Origin of the sequence: Microbacterium sp. BK668 (assembly GCF_004362195.1) — a bacterium.
Lineage (GTDB): Bacteria > Actinomycetota > Actinomycetes > Actinomycetales > Microbacteriaceae > Microbacterium.
This window is the reverse complement of sequence record NZ_SNWG01000001.1, coordinates 3,056,135-3,073,084: the sequence shown is the minus strand read 5'-3', so window position 1 is coordinate 3,073,084 and position 16,950 is coordinate 3,056,135. Positions and strand designations below refer to the sequence as shown.

Genomic DNA, 16,950 nt, shown 5'->3' with positions numbered 1-16,950 from the left:
GCCCCGGCGGGAGAGTGATGACCATGGCGAAGCGGCCGAGTCCGAGGGCGATCCGTCTCGGGATGATCCTGCTGCCGTCGGTGATCACGCTCGCCCTGCTGACCGGAACGGTGGTGCTCGCGCTGTCGCTCCAGGAGAGGAGCATCCGGGATGCCACGGCGGAGCGGGTCCAAGGTGTCGCGTCGAGTATCGCGGCGCTGCCCCAGGTGCGGTCCACGCTCGAAGCGCAGGTGGATGCCGGAACCCCGAGCGGCCTCGCGGATGCCGACGATCTGCGAGCGGCGACCGCTACGCTGCAGCCGATCGCCGATCTGGTAGGGCAGTCGGCAGGTGTGTACTACGTCGTGATCACGGACGACGAAGGTGTGCGCATCACGCACCCGGTCCCCTCCGAACGCGGCGTGAAGGTGTCGACGACCAATGAATCCGTGCTCGCGGGCACCCCGTTCCTCGGCACCGAGACGGGCACCCTGGGCCGATCGCTGCGCGCGAAGGTTCCGGTGTGGTCCGACGAGGGCGACGTCGTCGGGATGGTCTCGGTGGGCATCCTCGAATCCGACATCGAGGCCGAGCGCACGGAGGCGCTCGGCGGCCTTCTGCCGTGGGCGGCGGGCGCCCTCGTCGTCGCGGTGCTCGCGAGCTCGCTCGTGACCGCGGTGGTGCAGCGCCGCTTCCGGCGGCTCGACGAGGTGGCCGCCGAGCAGGCGCAGATGCAGCGCACGACCGCTGCGCTCCAGGAGCAGGCGCACGAGTTCCACACCCGTCTTCACGTGGTCCACGGCCTCGTGGCCGGGGGCGCCTCGCGGGACGCGCTGGACTACATCGAGGATCTCGTCGCGGTGGGCGATGCGGATTCCGACCGAGGGGCGGGCGCGCACGGGGCGGGAGGGCTGCGGGAGGCGACCATGCACGCGGTGCGCGCCGAGCTGCTCGAACACGGCGCTCTTGCCGAGTTCGACTTCGGGTCGGCTGTCGAGTTCGATGACGATGTCGTGTCGGTGCTCACCAACCTCAGCCGGAATGCCGCCGAAGCGGGCGCCTCGAGGGTGCGCTGTACGCTCCACGTCGCCGACGAGCGGCTGCTCGGAGCGGTCGACGACGACGGTCCGGGCATCGACGGGCAGACCGCGTCGCGGATCTTCTCACGCGGGTTCACGTCCAAGCCGGACGCCTCGGGCCGCGGGCGGGGTATCGGACTCGATCTGGTGCGGCGCATCGTCTCCGCCCGCGGGGGAGCGATCGAGGTCGGGGCGTCCCCGCTCGGCGGGGCCCGCTTCTCGTTCGAGATGGCGGCCCGTCGGTGACCGGCGGCATCCGGGTGCTCGTCGTCGACGACGACCGTGGTGCACGCGCTCTGCACGCCGGCTTCGTCGCCGACACGAGCGGGTTCGTCGTCGCCGGCACGGCGGCGACGGGAGCGGAAGCGCTGTCGCAGGCGGCCGGGATGGACCTGATCCTGCTCGACATGCGGATGCCGGACATCAGCGGCGTCGAGGTGCTGCATCGGCTGCGGACGGTCGGGGGGGATGGTCCGGACGTCCTGGTGATCAGCTCATCGCGCGACCAGACAACCGTTCGGCAGGCGATGGCCGCGCACGTCGTCGGTTACCTCGTCAAGCCCTTCACCAAGGCGGCGCTGCAGGAGCGACTCGAGCTCTATCGGGCCGCCCGCGACGAGCACATGGAGGGCCTCGAGGAACGCCCTCTGGCGCAGGGGGAGATCGACCGCCTGCTCACGGGCGGCATCCGGACGGTCCGACGCCGGTCCGATGCGCCGCTGCCGAAGGGCCTCGCGGAGCCGACCCTCGAGCGGATCGTCGCCGCCCTCGACCCGGTCGCGGCAAGGTCGGCGAAGCAGGTGGCCGCGGCGTGCGGGATGTCGCCCGGGACGGCTCACCGGTACCTCACCTACCTGACCGAGGTGGGAGTGATCGACCTCGCACACCGGTACGGGCGTCGCGGGCGCCCGCAGGTCCTCTACCGCCTCGCGCCTGCGGGCCGCGCGCCGCGCGCAGACTGATCCCGCCGCCTTCATTCCGCTCCCAGCCGTCGAGAAGCGCTCGCGCTCGACCGCTCGCGCTTCCTCTGGTTTCGAGAGAGGTCCTGCGCTAACGTTCTGCCCAAGCGGGGCCGAGGCCCCGCTTGGGGGACCAGCTGAACCCGATCAGCGCGACGGTCGCTCGAGTTGCCGACGAGGCTCCGCCCATCGACCCCGGGTTGATCACCGCCCTCCGGGGGAAGGGGTGTGGGAGATGCGCACGTCGAGGAAATTCCGGGCACTCGTGGCCGCCGCTGCTGCGGCGCTGGTGCTGAGTCTGCTCGGACCGGCATGGGCCGCGTCGGCGGTGCCGACGCCGATCCAGCCCCGCCCGCCCTCGGCGGTGACGGCGGACAGGCTGCCCACCGTGCAGATCAACGGCGTCGTGTGGTCCCAGGCGGTCGTGGGCAACACCGTCTATGCCGGGGGCTCGTTCACCCAGGCGCGCCCGGCGGGGGCGGCGCCCGGCACGAATCAGACGGCGCGGAACAATCTGCTGTCGTACGACATCACCACGGGCAACCTCAACACGGCCTTCGCGCCGAACCTCAACGGTCAGGTGCGCGGCGTCGCGGCGTCGCCGGACGGTTCCCGCATCTACGTCGTGGGCGACTTCACGATGGCGAACGGGCAGGTGCGCTCGCGGATCGCGGCCTACAGCACCGCCACCGGCGCGCTCATCAGCTCCTTCAGCCCGGTGGGGGTGACGTCATCCGCCCGCACCGTCGTCGCGACCGACACGGCGGTCTACGTCGGCGGGGGCTTCGCGGGAGCCGGCAGCACACCCCGGAACAACCTCGCGGCCTTCTCCGCCGCCGACGGCTCCCTCCTGCCGTGGAACCCGAACGCGGACTACACCGTCTGGGCGCTCGCCGTCAGCGGCGACCAGACGGCCGTCTTCGCGGGAGGATCGTTCCAGAATGTGGGAGGACAGTCCGCCTACGGCCTCGCCAAGATCAGCGCGTCGACGGGCGCCCTCGACACGGGGTGGCAGCTGGCGCGCGTGACCTCGCCGCCCTCGCCACGGAACGCCGGACCGAATGCCGGGTGGACCAGCCTGCGCGTGTCGGGCGACCACCTCTACGGAACGGGCTGGGTCTTCGGAAGCGGCGGAAACCTGGAGGGCATCTTCAAGGCGTCGGTGGCCAATCCCGGCACGCTCCAGTGGGTCATGGACTGCCACGGCGACACCTACGACAGCTTCCTGAGCAACGGCATCGTCTACGGCGCCGGCCACTCCCACTACTGCGGCAACATGGGCGACGGCGCGCCTCAGTTCGAGCAGTGGCGGTACCAGTATGCGCTCGCGTGGAACGACACCCAGACCGGCGACATCCTCAACGACCCGCTCAACTACACGAACTGGCGCGGCCGTCAGGGGCCGGCTCTGGTGAACTGGAACCCCGACTTCACGCTCGGGACCTACACACAGCAGTACCAGGCGGCGTGGAGCGTTGCCGGAAACGCGGACTACATCGTCTTCGGGGGAGAGTTCCCCACCGTCAACGGAGTCGGGCAGCAGGGGCTCGTGCGGTTCGCGCGCAAGCCGATCGCCCCCGCGCGGGAGGGACCCCGCTTCGTCAACGGCACGCTGGTGCCGACGCTCGTCCCCGTCTCGACGACGGCGCTGCGGGTGAGCTGGCCGGCCGGCTTCGACCGCGACGACTACGCGCTCAACTACCGGATCACGCGCAACGGCGCCACCGTGCGCACCTCGACGGCGAACTCGAACTGGTGGACGCTCCCGGCACACGGCTTCATCGACACGGGTCTGTCGCCGGGCCAGACGTACACCTACCAGGTGGTCGTGAGCGACGGCGACGGGAACACCGTGTTCGGCGCCAACACCGCCGTCACCATGCCGACCTCCTTCCCCGCCGCGAACACGTACTCCGCGCTGGTGCGGAGCCTCGGAGCCCGGATCTACTGGCCACTCAACGAGAAATCGGGTCTCGTGGCGACCGATCGCGCCGCAAGCCCCACGTCGCCGCCGAACCTGGGCGTCACCGACGGCCGCGCCGACAACGGCGTGACCTGGAACCAGGCCGGCGCGATCACGGGCGACACCGCGGCATCCCTCGGCGACAACGACTTCAGTCGCATCTACACGGGCAGCTGCCCGGCGACGGCGTCGTGCAGCCTGAGCACCGAGACGGCGCCCGACACCTTCACAGCGCAGGTGTGGATCAAGACGACGACGACGCGCGGCGGACGGATCCTCGGATTCGGGGACCTCCAGAACGGCGTCTCGGATCACCACGACCGGCACATCTACATGGACAATTCCGGGCGGCTGATCTTCGGAGTCCGTGACGAGGCCGGCGTCGCGCGGATCGTGACGTCGCCCGCGACCTACCGCGACAACCAGTGGCACCTCGTCACCGCCACGATGAGCGCGCAGGGGATGGTGCTGTACGTCGACGGCGCCGCCGTGGCGCAGCGCACCGACACGACGCGCGGAGAGAGATACCTGGGCTACTGGCGCCTCGGCGGCGACGCGCTGACGGGGAGCGCGCTGATCGGATGGCCGAGCGCGCCCAGCACGCCGAACTTCATCGGAAGCGTCGACGAGGTCGCGATCTACCCGACGGCGCTCACGGCGAGCAACGTTCAGGCGCTGTACGCCGCCCGCGCCGGCGGCGGGCCGGTCCCCAACCAGCCGCCGCAGGCGGCCTTCACATCGAGCACCAACGGGCTGACGGCGTCGTTCGATGCAAGCGGCTCGACGGACCCGGACGGGTCGATCGCGTCGTACGCCTGGACGTTCGGCGACGGCACGACCGGCACGGAGCGCACCACGAGCCGCACCTATCAGAACCCCGGCACCTACTCGGTGACGCTCACGGTGACCGACAACGCCGGGGCGACCGCCACCCGCACGCAGCCGGTCACGGTCGCCGCGGCATCCGTCATCGCCTCCGACGCGTTCGATCGAACGGTGAGCAACGGATGGGGCAGCGCCGATGTCGGAGGCGCGTGGGCCCTGAGCGGGTCGCTCAGCGACTTCGCCGTCGGCGCGGGATCGGGAACCCTGAGGATGGCGGCCGGATCCGGGCCGTCGGCCTATCTCGGCTCGGTGAGCGCGGCCGACAGCGAGATGCTGGTGAGCTTCGGCTACGACAAGCCCGGCAGCGGCGGCGGTATCTACACGTCGTTCGTGGCGCGGCGCATAGGGACGTCCGACTACCGCGCGAAGCTGCAGATCACCGCGACGGGGACCGCCCTGAGTCTGGTCCGGACGGTGAACGGCGCGGAGACCGCGCTGGCGTCGCAGCCTCTCGCCGGCTTCGTGTATGCCCCCGGTGCGGTCTGGAACCTCAGACTCCGCGTCACGGGGACGGGGCCGACGACCCTGCAGGCGCGGGTCTGGGCCGAGGGCACGGCCGAGCCGACGACGTGGACCACGGCGACCGACTCGACGGCGGCGCTGCAGGCAGCGGGGGCGGTCGGCGTGTACAGCTACCTGTCGGGGTCGGCGAACAACGCGCCCATCACGCTCGGAGTGAGGGATCTGCGGGTGAACGCCCCCTGATCAGCGTCTCGCGCCTGCCGAGGGTGACCCGGCCGACGGCCTACCCGCGTTGTGCGCGGCGCCGCGCGATGTGCACCGCCGCGGCGCCTGCGAACAGCAGAAGTCCTGCGAGGAGGGCGGCCGCGCGAGGGTCCGCACCGGTCGCCGGGAGGCCGCCGCCGGAGGAGCCGGCCGATGAGCCGGTGGGCGGTGTCGTCGGCGGAGCGGTCGGCGGTGTCACGGGGGCAGCGGCGACCACGACCACGATGCTGAGCGTCGCGCCCGTCCCGCCGTCCTTGTCCGTCGAGCTCAGCGAGGCCGTGTAGGCGCCGGCGGCGACGTACGTGTGCGTGGCGGGCGGGTCGGCGGGTCCGACGACCTGTTCGGCCGGCGAGCCGTCGCCCCAGTCGATCGTGTAGGTGAACAGCGCCGCCATGTCGCTCGGCGAGGGGTCGTCGGCGCCCACCTTGACCGTGAACGGCTCACCCGCCGTCGCGGTCAGGGCTCCCTCCACGATCGTCTCGGGTCCGGTGTTGAGGAGGTCGAGCTCGGTCGTGTCGGTCGCCTGCTGAGCGCCGAGAGTCGCCCGAAGCGCCACCCGATGCGCCGACGGGCCGTCGTTGATCCCGAGCGCCTGCAGCTGCGACCACGTCAGGGTCGGCGACGGACCGCTCGCGTCGCTGAAGTCGCCGTCTCCGTCGAGATCCCACTCGAGGGTCGCGCCGGGGGTCGAGCCCGACCCGTCGAGCGTCACGCCTTCCCCCTCGGCAGCGGAGTACGGCCCGCCCGCGTCAGCGACCACCGGCCCGAGGACGACCTGCTGGACGCCGGCCGAGCTGATGCCGAAGGCGGATGCTCCGAGATACGTGGCGGTGATCGCGTGCGGCCCGACGGCCAGGCTGCTGGTCGTCAGGGTCGCCGAGCCGTCGGCAGCGAGCGGGACGCTCGAGCCCAGCGGCGTGCCGCCGTCGGCGAACTGAACCGACCCGGTGGGCGTGGCTCCGCTGCCCGCGGTGACGATGGCGGTGAAGGTCACGGGGTTCCCGAGGACGGAGGGGGTGAGACTCGACGAGAGCACGGTCGACGTCGGTGTCGGCAGCACCGACTGCTCCAGGGTCCCACTGCTGCCGCCGAAGCCGGTGGCCCCGGAATACGTCGCCGTGATGAGCTGGCTCCCGACCGAGAGGTCACCGGTGGTGAAGGTCGCCTGTCCCGTCGGCCCGACGGCGACGTCGGCGAGGGGCGTCCCGCCCTGGCTGAACAGGACGGTGCCGGTCGTCACCGTCGAACCGGCCGCCGTGACGGTGGCGGTGAAGGTCACGGGGTCGCCGAAGGTGGAGGGGTTGACGCTCGACGTGATGGTCGTCGTCGTCGGCGTCGTCGTGGTGATCGTCAGGCACCACCCTCCGGCGATCGATCCGGCGTCGCCGGTCGCGTCGTCGACCACCCACAGGCTCCACATGCCGTTGGCGTTCGTGCCGTCGAAGGTCGCGAGGGCGGTGGCTGTGCTCGGGATCGGGGCGGGCGCGGGGAACCCGGCATCCGGCACGTCGGAGTCGTCGTCGGTCGGGCGGAACGTTCCCGAGACGAGGGGGGTCGGCACCGGGGCGCCGGTGTCGTCGAAGGTGACCGTGGTCCCGCTCACGGGGGTGGTCCCGCCGACGTCGCTCATCAGCACCACGTTCGCGCCGGTCGGACCGGAGAGCAGGACGTCGAGGTCGATCGGAGCGGTGTGCGAGAGCCCGCTCAGGGTCGCGGTGACCTTCGCGACAGGGCCGGCGAGGCCGGACACCGTGATGTTGGAGGGGTAGGGCACGGCCGCGCCCGCACCAGGAACGGTCACGGCGCCGGGGTTGCAGAACGTGTTGCCGGTCACGACCGTGGCATTGTCGACGCGCTGCGACAGGGAGCCGTTGCTCGTGAGGAATCCCGTGCTCCCGGAGTAGGTCGCGGTGACGAGATGAGTCCCCTCTGCGAGGGCGCTGGTCGTGAACGTCGCCGTGCCCGAGGCGTTGACGGCGACCGGGGCGCCCTGCGGCGCGCCGTCGACGCTGAACGACACGGTGCCGGCGGTGACGGGGCTGCCGGCAGCCGTCACGGTCGCGGTGAACGTCACCGGGGTCCCGGTCGCGGAGGGGGAGCCCGACGTGGTCACGGTCGTGACCGTCGGCACCGCCGCCTCCTCCGTCGTGATCACGAGGCTCCATCCGCCGGCCATCGTTCCGAGGTCGCCGGTCGCATCGTCGACGAGGAACAGTCGCCACGTGCCGTTGGGATTTATGCCGGTGAAGGCTCCGGCCAGGGTCGTCTGGGCGGACGGCACCGGTGCGGGCGCGGGGAAGGCGTCCCCGCCGCCGTTGTTCGTCGGGCGGTAGGTGCCGGTCGGGACGTTGCCGGTCGGCACCGCCCCGGCCGCGGTGTCGTCGAAGGTGAGGGTCGCATTCGAGGCGAAGGCGATCGTCGACTCCGGGTCCGCGACATCCGACAGGACGACCAGGCTCTGGCCCGAGGGTGCCACGACCATGGCGTCCACGTCGTTGAGCGAAGCATGCGTGAGTCCGTTGAACACCACCTGCACCTTCGTGACCGATCCCGGCATGCCTGAGACGACGATGTCGGAGGGGTACGGGCTGGCGGTGCCGATCTGATCCGCGGACCCGGCGGCCGGGATCGCGATCGACGCCGTGTTGCTGAACGTCGTCGGGCCGGCCGCCTGGGCCGCCGAGGGCGTGACGACGATCCCGATCAGGACGAGGGCGACGGCGACGGATGCCGCGAGCACGCGCCGCGCGTCCTCTCCAACCGCGGTCGCGTGACGTCGAGCTTGGGATCTGGCCATGGTCTGCGCTCTCTGGTGGGATCCGCTTCGCTGCGGCGCCGGCATGGCGAGGGCTGGCGGACACTGTCCTGTGACGGCACACTATGACTGCGATCGGGCCCTTGTACAGACCTCGGGGGCGGGTTGCAGGTGGGGAGACTCGTCTCGACCCAGGAGGATGCATGGACCCTTTCATCGGAGAGCTGCGCTGCTTCGGCTTCAACTTCGCGCCGCGAGGGTGGGCGCTCTGCAACGGGCAGCTGCTCTCGATCTCCCAGAACACCGCGCTCTTCTCACTTCTCGGCACCACGTACGGCGGAAACGGCACCACCACTTTCGGCCTGCCGGACCTGCGCGGCCGGGTGTCGCTGGCCTTCGGTCAAGGCCCCGGGCTGTCCAACAGGACCCAGGGGGAGCAGGCCGGAACGGAGACCGTCACGCTCACGGCGGCGACCATCCCGGCACACGGCCACACGGTGGCCGCGTCGTCGGCGGCCACGTCGAAGAATCCGTCCGGCGCGTTCCCGGCGGTCACGGGAGCGGGATCGTCGTACGGGACGACCGGCGATCTCACCATGAACGCCGCGATGATCGGCGGCGGGGGCTCGGGGCAGCCCCACGACAACATGCCGCCGTACGTCGTCCTGAACTGGTGCATCGCGCTCGAGGGGGTGTTCCCCTCCCGGCCGTGACGCCGCCGGGCGGGCGGTCAGGCGGACGGCACCTCGCCACGCGCCGGGACGTCGACGACGCCGCTCGCCCCGTCCACCGTCACCTCGACGCCCGTCGCGATCGCCTCGGTCGCTCCGGGCACACCGACCACGGCGGGGATGCCGTACTCGCGCGCGACGACGGCCCCGTGGCTGTTCGCGCCGCCCATCTCCATGACGAGTCCTCCGGCCGTGAGGAACAGCGGCGTCCAGCCGGGGTCGGTCGAGGGAGCCACCAGGATCTCCCCGGGCTCGAGGCGCGCCCCGACCGGATCCAGGATGACGCGGGCCCGCGCCGTGACGACTCCCGCCGACGCCGGGGTTCCGCGAAGCGCCCCCGCCCGGTCGCCGCCCTCAGCCCGGGCGAGGGCCTCGAGTTCCGTCCCGTCCGACAGCAGGACGCGCGGGACGTGCCGGCGCTGCAGCTCGGTGTCGTAGCGCTCCCGCCGCTCGCGCACGACGCCGCCCAGGTCGTCACCGCGCGCCGCCCGCTTGATCTCGTCGAACTCGAGGAAGAAGACATCGTCGGGCGCGGCGAGCCGGCCGGTCTCCGCGAGCTCCGCGCCGATACGAGCGAGCGCTGCGCGGGCGTTTCCCATTCCGGTGATCACGAGGAACTTGGGCATCTCCCGCATCCCGACGAGGACGCGCGCTCGGCGGAGGCAGAAGGCGACGAGGGCCGCCCGGATGCGACCGCGTCGCCGTGCCCGGCCGACGAGCGTGCGCACCATGTTGCCCGCGTCCCGCGCGCCGTCCGAGAATCGCTCCTCGGGCGTGGGGTCGTCCGGCCCGAGGCGGAGGTAGCCCGAGAGCACGCCGAAGAGGTGTGTCGGATCGTCGGACCACCGGGGCATGCCGAGGTCGATCTCGGCGACGGCTCGCTGGCCGTAGCGGCCGAGGAAGCGCGCCATCGCGCGCTGCAGCACGGGCGGCAGGGCTCCGGCCGCGTAATCGGCGCACAGCTCGGCCGGCGTTCGCGTGGTGAGAGCGTGCGACGAGTCATCGTCGCCGCGGGCGCGCACCGCGACGCGCCACAGCTCGAGGTCCATCTCGGTGGTGACGTTGAGGGGAACGCTGCGGAGCACCGTCTGCAGGTCTCCCGGCTCGGTGGAGCCGCGCAGGAGGCGGCCGGCGATCCCGAGCGCCGCGAAGCCGACGACCGCGCCGGGGAGGCTCCGCGGGGCGAGGGGCATCGTGCGCAGAAGCAGGTCGACGACGGCATCCACGCGGACAGCGATGTCCCCCTCCGGAGGCACCTCGCGGCGCCGGACCTCCGCTGCCAGCCTCCGCACGCGTCGCTGGGCCGCCGCGGGACTGATCGCGGCCTGGGCGAGGACGAGGGGCAGCCGGACGCGGGCGGCCAGGCGGAGCGCGCCTCGGGCGAAGCCGGGTCGCGACGACGGCAGCACCGAGAATCGCGGGTCGTCGAAAAGCCCCCGGAGCACGACGGCCGACCGGGTCTCCATGAAGTCGAGCGCGCGCGGGAAGATCTCGCGTCCGGCCGCCGACCGCACGATCGGCGTGGCATCCAGGAAGATCCGGTCGCCGCCCACGGCGAACCCGTCCGGCCCCGCCGTCACGCTCGCCGGCCGCCGGCCGACGAGGTCGAGGAAGCCCGACCCGATCACACGGAACGAGGCGATCCCGAGCGGCGTGATGGGCCGGTGGAGACCCTGCGCGAGGCTGATGCAGAAGAAGACCCGCGTGTCGTCGGGCGGCGCGGGCGCGCCGCGTACCGGAACGGGGTACAGGGTCGTGATGGGCCGCGACTGCGTCACCCACACGCGGCCAGCCGAGTCGACGGCCCATTCGATGTCCTGCGGACTGCCGAACGCCGTCTCGATCCGATCCCCGAGCGACGCGAGGTCGCGCACCTGCTCGTCGGTCACGCTCATGGCGCGTGCGCCGTCCGGCCCGCCGGCGCGTCGCTCGAGGATGCGGCCGCTCGCGGTGTCGACGACGAAGTGGTCGGGATCGACGGCGCCCGAGACGACGGCCTCGCCCAGGCCGGGCGCCGCGTCGAGGACCGCCTGCCGCCGCCGGCCGGTCACCGGATCCGCGGTGAAGAGGACGCCGGCGGCCGCGGCATCCACCATCCTCTGCACCACGACGGCCAGTGCGACTCCGGATCCGTCGATGGCGTGTGCGGCGCGGTAGGCCACGGCCCGGTCGGTCCACAGCGATGCCCAGCAGCGCTGCACCGCCGCCAGGACGTCGTCGATGCCGGTCACGTTCAGGAAGGTGTCCTGCTGCCCGGCGAAGCTCGCGCCCGGCAGGTCCTCGGCCGTGGCCGAGGACCGCACCGCGACCGGGCCGTCGCGCGGTTCGAGCCGGGCGTAGGCGGCGCGGACCGCTTCGGCGGCGTCTTCGGGGAACGACGCGCCGAGCACCGCGGCCCGAGCGAGGGCAGGATCGGTCTCCGCGCCCATCTCGACCGGCGTGCCGAGGACGGCGCGACGGTACGCCGCGGTCGTGACGCAGAATCCCGGCGGCACGTCGAAGCCGGCGCGGAGGAGCTCCCCGAGGTTGGCGGCCTTCCCGCCGACGGCCGGGAGGTCGTCGGAGGTGAGCTGGGAGAGATCGAGGACGAGCGCGCCGTGATCTTCGGCGGCGCGGCGTGGTGCGGCCATGGGCGGTCCTTCCGCAGGAAGCTCCTCCGGAGTGGGGTCGAGTGCAGGATCACACCCCGGCGACCGCTCCGCAAGGCATGCCGCCCTCGGGCGGGATCGCGTCCGCGCTCTCAGCCGTCGAGCTGCGCCTTGGTGTAGCCGACGAGGGCCTGTGCGTGGCCGTGGCCGAGCCCGTGCTCGGCCTTGAGGTACTGAACGACCTCCATGTGCTTCTTGGTGTCCAGCTGGTCGGCCACGAGGTCGAGCCACTCCTGGATCGGCCGTCCGTAGGTCTTCTCGATGCTGGGGAAGTACGACGCCGGACCCTTGGGCTTCTCGGCTGACGGCGACGGGGGAGTGACGCGATGCTCGGGCATGTCGGGATCGTAGCGACGTGCGCCGACAGCGCGGTTGCGGCATTCCGATCGCCCCCCGACGATGGAGGGATGGGGAGGACCGGCGGCCGGGCCGCGTGGGTCGCGGCCGGACTCGCGCTCGTGCTCGCGGTCGGGCTGACTCTGGCCTGGGTGGCTGAGCGCCCGGGGGCCGAGGCATCCGTCCCCCGCCCTCCGGTTCCCGCAATCCCCGCGGCGACCGCGATCGCGACTCCGGCGCCCACGCCCTCGGCCACGCCCACGCCCCCGGGCTTCCCCGCGAACACGGCGGTGTACGACCTCGAGGCGCTGCCCTCGGCAGACGTCTTCGCCGTCAACGGCTCGATGCTCGTCGACGATGCGCCCTACGCGCCGTTCGCGGGCGAGACGGCGACCCCGCTCGTCGACGCGATCCCGGTCTTCGCGGACCCTCTCGGCGACCCCGTCGCGCGCCTCCACCGCGAGTTCGTGTACGGAGGCACGACCGTGCCGGTCGTGCAACGACAGGACTCCTGGGTGAAGGTGCTCCTGCCGGGCAGGCAGTCGGTGCCGTCGCAGGGGAATCCCGGGCAGGTGGCCGGCTGGCTGCGGGCGCAGGACGTCGCGCTCGCGCCGCTCGACACGGTCGTCGAGGTGAGCATCTCGGCCCGCACGGTCGACGTGTGGCGCGGCGGTTCGCCCGAGCGGATCGCCGGCGACTTCGCGTGGGGCAGGGCGTCGACGCCGACGCCGCTCGGGCGGTCGTTCGTCATGCTCGTGCGGTCCGACCCGAGCCTCTGGTACACCCGCGGGCACCCGATCGTCTACTTGTCGGTCCAGTCGCCGACCCTCGACGGCTTCGGCGGATCGAGCGTCGCCGTGACCGCCTTCCACTACCACGACGACCGTTCCGGGCAGATCTCGAACGGATGCCTCCGCCTCGACCCCGCGGCGATCGAGAGGCTCGCGCAGCTTCCCGTCGGGACACCGGTCTTCATCCGTGCCTGACCCGCTCCCACGCCGCCCCGGCGAGGGCGGGAGGATGGCGGGATGAAGTACACGCGCGCCGAGCTCGAGTCGTACCGGGATGCCGTCATCGACGACCTCATGCCCGAGCATCCGCTCCTCGTCTTCGTCGGCATCAACCCGGGGCTGTGGACGGCGGCGACGAACACGCCGTTCGCGCACCCCGGCAACCGCTTCTACCCCGCGCTCGCGGCGGCCGGGATCATCCCGCGCGTGCTGGCCTTCTCGGAGGGCTTCACCGACGACGACCGGGGTCTGTTCCTCGACCGGGGCATCGGCATCTCGAACCTCGTTCGGCGCGCGACGGTGCGCGCGGATGAGCTGAGCCGCGCAGAGCTGCGCGCGGGCGCCGAGCGTCTCGCGACGGATGCCGCGCACTGGCGCGCCCGCGTCATCGCCGTGGTGGGGCTCACGGCGTACCGGCAGGGGTTCGCGCGCCCGAAGGCGACCGCGGGAAGGCAGCCCGAGATGCTCGGCGCGGCCGAGCTGTGGGTCGTTCCCAACCCGAGCGGGCTCAACGCCCACGACACGGTCGCGACGCTCGCCGAGGCGTACTCCGGTCCCGCCCGCGCGGCCGGCATCCTCCCCTGAGGCTGTCAAGGGGTCGAGCGCACGCGCTCAGGGCTCCGGGAAGGGGCCAGGATGGAGGCATCCTCATCCCCCTCGAAGGAGTCCCGTCATGCAGCAGCGTCCCCTCGGCCGCACCGGCCGCGAAGTATCGGCGATCGGCCTCGGCACCTGGCAGCTCGGCGCCGACTGGGGCGACGTGAGCGAGAGCGATGCGCGGGCGGTGCTCGAGGCATCCGCCGACCGCGGCGTCACCCTCTTCGACACCGCCGACGTCTACGGCGACGGGCGCAGCGAGTCGATCATCGGCGCTTTCCTCGCCGAGCGGCGCGGCCACGACATCGTCGTCGCGACCAAGATGGGCCGCCGGCTCGAGCAGGAGCCCGAGAACTACACGCCCGAGAACTTCCGTGCGTGGACGGAGCGCTCGCGGCGCAACCTCGGCGTCGAGACGCTCGACCTCGTTCAGCTGCACTGCCCGCCGACCGCCGTCATCGAGGACGACGCCACCTACGACGCCCTCGACGCCCTCGTGGCCGGCGGTGCGATCGCCGCTTACGGCGTCTCGGTCGAGACCTCGGCCCAGGCGCTCGCCGCGATCTCGCGCCCGAACGTGACGAACGTGCAGATCATCCTGAACCCGTTCCGCCTCAAGCCGCTCGACGAGGTGCTGCCGGCGGCCGAGGCGGCGGGCGTTGCGATCTTCGCGCGCGTGCCGCTCGCGTCGGGCCTGCTGTCGGGGAAGTACACGTCGTCGACGACCTTCGCCGAGAACGACCACCGCAGCTACAACCGCCACGGCGAGGCGTTCGACCGCGGTGAGACCTTCTCGGGCGTCGACTACGAGACGGGCCTGGATGCCGCGGCCGAGCTCGCCGCCGCGCTCCCGTCCGATGTGCCGCTGCCGGCGGCGACGCTCGCCTGGATCGCCTCGCTTCCGGGAGTGACGTCGGTCATCCCCGGCGCGCGCAACGTCTCCCAGGCGCAGTCGAACGCGGATGCGGCCGCCCTGCTCGCCGGGGAGGGCTCGGGCTTCGACCTGGCAGCCTTCGACGCCGTGGTGCGCGATGTGTACGACCGCCGTCTGCGCGAGGCCATCCACCCTCTGTGGTGACGGCCGCCCGGCGTCGCCCCGCTCCGTCCCGCTCGCGGCCCGTCCCGCCCCGCTCACGTCCCGCCCGCATCCCGTTCCCCGAGTCGAGGTCCGGGGCGCGAGTCGAGCTTCGCCGGGCCGGGACCCACACCCCGGGACTCGACTCGCGGAGGGTGAGGGGGACGGCTGACGCAGCGGGATGGTGCGGGGGATGCCCCGCCCGGCGAGCGCCGGGCCGGGGCATCCCTCACCGCCTCCAGGGTCAGCCGGGGTAGTCCACGATGTACTGCGGTACGCCGATCTTCGTCGTGTCGGCCGTGCCGCCGACGCCGTTCACGACGTGCTCGATCGTGCCGGCCGAGAGGTTCACCGTCATGATGTGGTGCAGCCTGACGCCCGGCCTCTCAGGAACAGTGAAGCCGTTCGCCGTGACGATCGACGGGTCGTTCTGGTTGAAGACGTACACGCCCCCGCCGTCGAGCTCGTGCTTCTTCACGCCGGGCGCCACGGCGTAGCCGGGGTAGCCGAGCGTCCCGTCGGGCTGCGTCCAGTCCGCCTGGGTCGGCGGGTCGTAGGGCAGCTCGTTCTGGTAGAGGATGACGCGGCCGTTCTCCCCGTTCCAGATTGTGTTGTACGTCTGGAAGTGCTCGACGAACAGGCCCGTGGCAGTGACGTCGTCGCCGTTCACGATGACCCCGGTCGTGCCGGTGTTGGTGTTCCAGCGCTCGGTGTCGCCCGAGAAGCCCTCGATGCCGTGGTCGGCGCGCCACACCCAGATGTGATCGATGAGGACCCTGTCGGAGTTGACCTCGAGCGCCGTCGTGACCTTGCCGACATGCGGTCCTCCGACGCGGAAGTACACATCGCTGAGAGTGACCGGGTTGGCCGGCTGCGCCTTGCTGCTCGCGCCCTTCGCCTTGCCGACGCGCATCAGCGCGGGAGACAGGGTCTCGCCCGCGTCGATCGTGACGCCGGCGACGATGGCCCCGGCGACATCCTTGATCTCCAGCGGAACCGCGCCGCCCACGGCCGTGAGGGTCGCGTGCCCCATGCCGAGCACGACCGTGTCGGGGCGCTTGATCTCGATCGTGCTGCCGATGTCGTACACGCCGGGCGTGAGCAGCAGGTGCTTGCCGCGCGCGAGGTTGGAGTTGATGACCTGCACCGAGTCGCCGGGCTTCGCGATGTAGAAGTCCGTGATCGGGATGCTGCGACCCGAGGTCACGTCGCCGGCCCACGAGGTGCCGCTGGTCAGGGTCTGCGCAGCCGGCACGCGCACCCCGTACCGCCCGTCGGCGCCGACGTAGAGGAAGGGCTTCTCGCGGGAGATCGGCGTCTTGTCGATCGTCGTGTACGGAGGATTCGGGAAGGCCGAGTCGTCGGGAGCGCCGGCGACCCCTGAGAAGACCTGGTTCCAGACGGCGTTGCTCCAGCCGGCGATGTCGCTGTTGCGCGTGAGCCACTGCTGCTGCGAGCCGTTGATCGTGAAGGGCAGCTTCGAGTCGGCGATGAACCCGCCGCTGGCGAATTGCGGTCCCGCGGTGCAGTAGTCCATGAGCGAGAGGTTGGCGCCGGAGAACTGCACGCGGCGGAGCGAGACCGCCTGCGAGACGGCCCAGAAGTTGGCCGAGCGGCGGCAGTCGTCCTGGCCCGACTTGTCGACGTCGACAGTGAGGTTCGCCAGCGTCCGCCAGAAGTTGACGAGGGCGATGCAGTTGGCGGTGCCGCCGTTCTCGAGGCACCGGTTGTAGACCTCCGCCGCACCGCGGATCACGACGTCGCTCGGCGAAGCGCCGAGGCCCGCGACCTCGGTGTAGTAGCCGACTTCGAACTGCAGCGGGTCGACGGCGGTGCCGTAGGCACCGGGGAGGAAGTAGACGGCGTGTCGCTCACTCGACATCTCCGCGTCGCGCTGCTGGTCGGCGAGAGCGTCCAGCGTGTCCTGGATCTCGTCGAGAGGGGTGCTCGGACCGAAGATCGTGACGTTCGGGCCGAAATCGGGATTCGCCGGGTCGATCGTCTGCGGGGGCGCGGCGGAGGCTGGGGCGGCCAGGAGCGCTCCTGCGACGACTGCCGCGCCCGTGGCCATCGCTGCGATCAGCCGCATGCGATGCCGGGAGCGGCGTGGGGTATCGGTCGGGGGGATCATGCGACGTGTCCTCTCCATCGAGGTGACCGGCAGTGCTGCCGCGTTTACTTACTGCACTGTAACCAACTCGTGGGAG

11 protein-coding genes are annotated in these 16,950 nt (G+C 71.9%); 7 read left to right on the top strand and 4 right to left on the bottom strand.

The annotated features are described in order from the left end of the window. The first annotated feature begins 23 nt into the window (after positions 1–23). From EV279_RS13820 to EV279_RS13810, 3 genes are all read left to right on the top strand, one after another. A complete protein-coding gene (locus tag EV279_RS13820) occupies positions 24–1,304 on the top strand; it encodes an ATP-binding protein (RefSeq protein WP_133544399.1) in 1,281 nt (426 codons plus the stop codon). Further along, positions 1,301–2,020, top strand: a complete 720-nt coding sequence (locus EV279_RS13815) for a response regulator (protein ID WP_133544397.1) — start codon at positions 1,301–1,303, stop codon at positions 2,018–2,020. The genes EV279_RS13820 and EV279_RS13815 overlap by 4 nt, the downstream gene beginning before the upstream one ends. A gap of 232 nt (positions 2,021–2,252) precedes the next feature. Then, on the top strand, positions 2,253–5,570 hold the full coding sequence (locus EV279_RS13810) for a PKD domain-containing protein (protein ID WP_133544395.1): 3,318 nt from the start codon (positions 2,253–2,255) through the stop codon (positions 5,568–5,570). Positions 5,571–5,610: 40 nt separating this feature from the next. On the opposite strand, the gene EV279_RS13805 is transcribed toward EV279_RS13810, so the two are convergent. Continuing rightward, positions 5,611–8,388 (bottom strand): Ig-like domain repeat protein, encoded by a 2,778-nt coding sequence (locus EV279_RS13805; protein WP_166644518.1) that lies wholly within the window; start codon positions 8,386–8,388, stop codon positions 5,611–5,613. A 161-nt stretch (positions 8,389–8,549) separates the two neighbouring features. Between EV279_RS13805 and EV279_RS13800 the strand changes: the two genes are divergently transcribed. Then, positions 8,550–9,059, top strand: coding sequence for a tail fiber protein (locus EV279_RS13800; protein ID WP_133544391.1), 510 nt, complete (start codon positions 8,550–8,552; stop codon positions 9,057–9,059). 17 nt (positions 9,060–9,076) lie between these two features. Here the strand turns inward: EV279_RS13800 and EV279_RS13795 are convergent, their stop codons facing one another. Continuing rightward, the gene (locus tag EV279_RS13795; protein ID WP_133544389.1) at positions 9,077–11,707 is read right to left on the bottom strand and encodes a PEP/pyruvate-binding domain-containing protein; all 2,631 of its coding nucleotides are present in this window, start codon (positions 11,705–11,707) and stop codon (positions 9,077–9,079) included. A gap of 110 nt (positions 11,708–11,817) precedes the next feature. After that, the gene (locus EV279_RS13790) at positions 11,818–12,063 is read right to left on the bottom strand and encodes a DUF4287 domain-containing protein (protein ID WP_133544387.1); all 246 of its coding nucleotides are present in this window, start codon (positions 12,061–12,063) and stop codon (positions 11,818–11,820) included. A 69-nt stretch (positions 12,064–12,132) separates the two neighbouring features. Between EV279_RS13790 and EV279_RS13785 the strand changes: the two genes are divergently transcribed. From EV279_RS13785 to EV279_RS13775, 3 genes are all read left to right on the top strand, one after another. After that, entirely contained in the window at positions 12,133–13,047 is a 915-nt protein-coding gene (locus EV279_RS13785) for a L,D-transpeptidase (protein ID WP_133544385.1), read from the top strand. 42 nt (positions 13,048–13,089) lie between these two features. Beyond that, positions 13,090–13,656 (top strand): mismatch-specific DNA-glycosylase, encoded by a 567-nt coding sequence (locus EV279_RS13780; protein WP_133544383.1) that lies wholly within the window; start codon positions 13,090–13,092, stop codon positions 13,654–13,656. An 88-nt stretch (positions 13,657–13,744) separates the two neighbouring features. Further along, positions 13,745–14,746, top strand: coding sequence for an aldo/keto reductase (locus EV279_RS13775; RefSeq protein WP_133544381.1), 1,002 nt, complete (start codon positions 13,745–13,747; stop codon positions 14,744–14,746). A 241-nt stretch (positions 14,747–14,987) separates the two neighbouring features. On the opposite strand, the gene EV279_RS13770 is transcribed toward EV279_RS13775, so the two are convergent. After that, positions 14,988–16,874, bottom strand: coding sequence for an adenylyl cyclase (locus EV279_RS13770; protein ID WP_166644517.1), 1,887 nt, complete (start codon positions 16,872–16,874; stop codon positions 14,988–14,990). Between the last annotated feature and the right edge of the window lie 76 nt (positions 16,875–16,950).

Coding starts and splice junctions, on each gene's coding strand:
- EV279_RS13820 (WP_133544399.1), top strand. CDS start 24: ATGGCGAAGCGGCCGAGTCCGAGGGCGATCCGTCTCGGGATGATCCTG.
- EV279_RS13810 (WP_133544395.1), top strand. CDS start 2,253: ATGCGCACGTCGAGGAAATTCCGGGCACTCGTGGCCGCCGCTGCTGCG.
- EV279_RS13805 (WP_166644518.1), bottom strand. CDS start 8,388: ATGGCCAGATCCCAAGCTCGACGTCACGCGACCGCGGTTGGAGAGGAC.
- EV279_RS13800 (WP_133544391.1), top strand. CDS start 8,550: ATGGACCCTTTCATCGGAGAGCTGCGCTGCTTCGGCTTCAACTTCGCG.
- EV279_RS13795 (WP_133544389.1), bottom strand. CDS start 11,707: ATGGCCGCACCACGCCGCGCCGCCGAAGATCACGGCGCGCTCGTCCTC.
- EV279_RS13790 (WP_133544387.1), bottom strand. CDS start 12,063: ATGCCCGAGCATCGCGTCACTCCCCCGTCGCCGTCAGCCGAGAAGCCC.
- EV279_RS13785 (WP_133544385.1), top strand. CDS start 12,133: ATGGGGAGGACCGGCGGCCGGGCCGCGTGGGTCGCGGCCGGACTCGCG.
- EV279_RS13780 (WP_133544383.1), top strand. CDS start 13,090: ATGAAGTACACGCGCGCCGAGCTCGAGTCGTACCGGGATGCCGTCATC.
- EV279_RS13775 (WP_133544381.1), top strand. CDS start 13,745: ATGCAGCAGCGTCCCCTCGGCCGCACCGGCCGCGAAGTATCGGCGATC.
- EV279_RS13770 (WP_166644517.1), bottom strand. CDS start 16,874: ATGATCCCCCCGACCGATACCCCACGCCGCTCCCGGCATCGCATGCGG.